The organism is Priestia sp. KCTC 13724, assembly GCF_056820425.1.
In genome coordinates this window covers 1-796 of record NZ_JBXDLD010000166.1, presented here as the reverse complement: position 1 = coordinate 796, position 796 = coordinate 1, and the positions used below count along the sequence as shown (strand labels likewise).

1 pseudogene is annotated in these 796 nt (G+C 32.9%); it reads right to left on the bottom strand.

The features are described from left to right. Positions 1–308: 308 nt before the first annotated feature. Positions 309–728: pseudogene (locus AC1UFB_RS18360) on the bottom strand (GNAT family N-acetyltransferase); the annotation flags it as partial. Positions 729–796: the final 68 nt, after the last annotated feature.

The window sequence follows — 796 nt, the reverse complement described above, 5'->3', positions numbered from 1 at the left end:
TCGATAAAGTGGGTTAAGTGGTTGATGACAGGTTTTGAGAAATAAAAGGGCAGCTTCCATTTTATTAAGTCATTGTAGATTTCTTCTTGATGTGATAGTCTATTCATTGGACAAATAACGCTCCTCTGGATGGATGATTGGCTCAGAGCTTTCATTCTAAACCAGGTTTGCGTATTTGTCTTTTTTATTTTATAAGATGGAAATATTTTGAACTGAATTTACTCATTATCAGTAATTAAGATTAAATGCCTTATAAGATAATGGCTCTGAAACTTACTCACATACAGCCAATTCTGACCAGCTAAGATTTATTTTGTTGCTATATTCACTTTGTTACTTAGAAGAAGCTCTAATTTTTTTCTTACGCTGGGCCATTCACTATCTATAATGCTATAGAATACAGAATTTCTAAAAGAACCATCTTTTCGTATCATATGATTCCTTAATGTCCCTTCTCTTGTACCACCAATTTTTTCAATTGCTTTTTGAGAGCGGATATTTCTTTCATCTGTTTTAAATTGCACGCGACGTAGATTCATATTTTCAAAACAGTACTTCAGTAAAAGGTATTTACATTCTATATTTACACTTGTCCCCCACACTTCAGGAGTTAACCATGTCCAACCAATCTCTAAACCTTTGTTATTTTTTGAAATATTCATAAATCTTGTCGTTCCAATCACTTCATCTGTTTTAAGAGAGATAATCACAAATGGAAATTCAATACCCTCCCTCTATAAATGTTGATTTATCAACGGTTTGAGCCGTTGGTGGGGTGTCAAAAAAATATTTTTCG